Source organism: Actinoplanes sp. NPDC048791 (assembly GCF_040650095.1).
Classification (GTDB): Bacteria; Actinomycetota; Actinomycetes; order Mycobacteriales; family Micromonosporaceae; genus Actinoplanes.
The window spans coordinates 1-3,211 of the sequence record NZ_JBEZGQ010000959.1 but is presented as its reverse complement, the minus strand read 5'-3'; the positions used below and the strand labels follow the sequence as shown (position 1 = coordinate 3,211).

Sequence of the window (3,211 nt, the reverse complement as noted above, 5' to 3'; positions counted from 1 at the left end):
CCGTCCCGCGTCAGAGACCCGCCGGCCGGCCGGGTCGCGGCCGGCGGTGGTGGCCGCCGGCCCGTCCCCGACCGTACGCGTGGTCGTGCGGTCGTCCGTCATGACGCTCTACTTCGCCCGGTCCAGCGAGGACTGCGCGGTCTTCTGGGCCGCGGCCAGCCGGCTGTCGATCTGGGCGTCGCTGATCGAGCCGCTGGACAGGTCGGGGATCGACTGCACCACGGCGTTGGTGAGCGCGAGCTGGATGTCGGCCCAGGCCCCGGTGAACGGCGTGGCCACCGACTTCTTCTGCGCCTCGACCACCGCGCCGAGCCGCGGATCCGACAGCAGTGTCTGGGCCGCCGCGGCGTTGGCCGGCAGCTGGCCCAGCTTCTTGTAGATGTCCAGCTGCGCGTCCTGGTCGGTGATGAGCTTGACGAACTGGAACGCCAGGTCCTGGTTCTTGGAGTAGTCGGCGACCAGCAGGTTGTCGCCGGAGAGGATGCTGGCGGCCTCGACGCCGTTGGCCGGCCGGGTGGTGGCGCCCGGCGGCACGGTCGGCAGCAGGGTGAAGGCCCACTTGCCCTTGACCGCACCGGCGTCCAGCGTCTTGGCGGCCAGCGCGGAGGTCAGCGCGAAGTATCCGGTCTTGCCCTTGGCGAACGCGGCGATCGCCTGCGAGTTGGTCCAGCCGACCGCGGCCGGGTCGACCACCTTGTCCTTGGTCAGCCAGCCGAAGTACGTCTGGTAGGCCTTGCTGACCGTGGGATCGGCGATCCGGGCCGTCTTGCCGTCGACGATCGGGTTGCCGGCCTGCACCGACATGCCCCAGATGAACTTCCACGGGTCGAAGTTGTCCTTGTAGGCCACGGCCAGGCCGTACTGGTCGCCCTTGGTCAGCTGCTTGGCGTGCTGGGTGAGCTCGTCCCAGGTGGTCGCCGGCTTGGTGATGCCCGCGGCCTTGAGCAGCTCGGTGTTGTAGACCATCACGAACGGCCGGCCGACCCACGGGATGCCGATCTGGTTCTGCGCGTCGGGTCCGGAGATGCCCAGCGAGGACGGCACGAACTTGTCCTTGCCGCCGATCTTCTGCCACTCCTTGTCGCCGAGGGTCACGAACGCCTTGGTCGAGTAGGCCGTCGGGGTCAGCGTCGTGCCGATGGCGTAGACATCCGGGCCGGTGCCCGAGACCACCGAGGTCTGGATCTTGGTGAGCTCGTCGTTCGCGCTGGCGAACGTCTCCCACTTGACGTCGGCGCCGGTCTGCGCCTTGAACTTGTCGCTGACCGACTTCTGCCAGTCCTGCTGTTCCTGCGGGTACTGCGTGTTGGCGCCGATCAGCACGTTGAGCGTCTTGCCGCCGCCACTGCCCCCGCCGTCGTCATCGCCGCCGCAGGCGCCGAGCGCGACGGTGAGTGCCGTCGCACCGGCCAGCGCCACCACTGCACGCAAAGTCCTCGAGCCCATCGTCGATCTCCCTTGGCTTGTTCGCCGGTGCGATGTGATCCGCATTACGGCGGGAGTGTTACGAGATGGTTGCGTCGCGGGTCAGCGCCAGGCAATCAGTTGCACGTTGTTGCTTGCCCGGTGCCGACAACAGATGGCAATTGCTTGTGGACCGGGCGTCACGCCACGAGGCTCAGGCGATGGCCACCTTGACCGTGCACCCCGACCGCCTGCTGCCGGCCGACCCCGGCGTGCGCGACCTCGCCCGCCGGCTGTACACCGCCGTCCGGGACCTGCCGATCGTCTCGCCGCACGGGCACGTCGACCCGCGCATCCTCCTCGAGGACACGCCGTTCGCGGATCCGACCAGCCTGTTCATCCAGCCCGACCACTACGTGACCCGGCTGCTGCACGCCGGTGGCATCCCGCTGTCCGACCTGGGCGTGGGCGAGGGGCCGATGGGCGAGGACCGGGCGCGGGCGGCCTGGCGGCTGTTGTGCGGCAACTGGCACCTGCTGCGCGGCACGCCCGTGCGGTACTGGTTCGACAGTGAGCTGGTGGACATCTTCGGCGTGACCGAGCGGCCGTCCGCGGCCAACGCCGACGCGCTCTACGACCTGATCGACGCGCAGCTGCGGCAGCCCAGCCACCGGCCGCGGGCCCTGCTGCGCCGCTTCGGCATCGACTTCCTGGCCACCACCGACGACCCCGCGGACGACCTGGCCGTGCACGACGCGCTGCGCGCCGACCCGGACGTGTCCACCACCGTCGCGCCCACCTTCCGGCCCGACCGCTACCTGGAGGTCGGCCGCCCGGGATGGCCCGAGGCGGTCAAGGAACTGGGCGGCGACTGCGGCCACTACGCCGGCTACGTCGCCGCCCTGGAGGAACGCCGCCGGTACTTCGTCGCGCACGGCGCCGTCTCGGCCGACCACGGTCACGCCGACGCGGGCACCGAACCGCTCGGCCACCGCGACGCCGAACGCATCTACCGGAGGGCGCTCGACGGCACCGTGACCCCGCAGGAGGCCACCGCCTTCCGCCAGCACATGACCTTCGAGATGGCCCGCATGTCGTGCGAGGACGGCCTGGTCATGACGCTGCACCCGGGCGTGTACCGCAACCATCACCCGGCCACGTTCGACCGGTACGGCCCGGACACCGGTCACGACATCCCGGTCGCCGTCGAGCTGACCCGCTCGCTGCGGCCGCTGCTCACCCGCTTCGGCACGTACCCGGGCTTCCACCTGGTCCTGTTCACCGTGGACCCGGAGGTGTACAGCCGGGAGATCGCCCCGCTGGCCGGCTTCTACCCCGCCGTGTACGCGGGCGCGCCCTGGTGGTTCCTCGACAACCCCGCCGAGATCGGGCGCTTCCAGGCGGGGGTGACCGAGACCGCAGGATTCAGCCGGCTGTCCGGCTTCATCGACGACACCCGGGCCTTCTGCTCGATCCCGGCCCGGCACGACATGTCACGCCGCCTCGACGCGGGTTTCCTGGCCGGCCTGGTCGCCGCCCACCGGCTCGACGAGGACGAAGCCCACGACACGCTGTCCGCGCTGGTCAGCGACCAGCCGCGCAAGGTGTTCAAGCTGTGACCCCGCCGGTCCGGATCGTCCACCTGGGGCTCGGCGGCTTCTTCCGGGCGCATCAAGCCTGGTACACCGGGGCCGCCCCGGACGCCGCCGGCTGGGGCATCGCCGCGTTCACGGGACGGTCCCCTGAGCTCGCCGACCGGCTGGCGGCGCAGGACGGCCGGTACACGCTGATCGTTCGCGGTCCCGAG

The 3,211-nt window shown here is 70.8% G+C and carries 2 protein-coding genes and 1 pseudogene; 2 read left to right on the top strand and 1 reads right to left on the bottom strand.

The window, feature by feature from the left end:
* Positions 1-108: 108 nt before the first annotated feature.
* A complete protein-coding gene (locus tag AB0C29_RS40450) occupies positions 109-1,446 on the bottom strand; it encodes an extracellular solute-binding protein (RefSeq protein WP_360832239.1) in 1,338 nt (445 codons plus the stop codon).
* A gap of 179 nt (positions 1,447-1,625) precedes the next feature.
* On the opposite strand from AB0C29_RS40450, the gene uxaC reads away from it, so the two are divergent.
* Together uxaC and AB0C29_RS40440 are read left to right on the top strand one after the other, a co-directional pair.
* Positions 1,626-3,023 (top strand): glucuronate isomerase, encoded by a 1,398-nt coding sequence (gene uxaC / locus AB0C29_RS40445; RefSeq protein WP_360832236.1) that lies wholly within the window; start codon positions 1,626-1,628, stop codon positions 3,021-3,023.
* Positions 3,020-3,211: pseudogene (locus tag AB0C29_RS40440) on the top strand (mannitol dehydrogenase family protein); the annotation flags it as partial. The gene uxaC and the pseudogene AB0C29_RS40440, both read left to right, overlap by 4 nt.

What these genes read in the sequence shown, in the direction of transcription:
- uxaC (WP_360832236.1), top strand. Translation starts at nt 1,626, where the DNA reads ATGGCCACCTTGACCGTGCACCCCGACCGCCTGCTGCCGGCCGACCCC.
- AB0C29_RS40450 (WP_360832239.1), bottom strand. Translation starts at nt 1,446, where the DNA reads ATGGGCTCGAGGACTTTGCGTGCAGTGGTGGCGCTGGCCGGTGCGACG.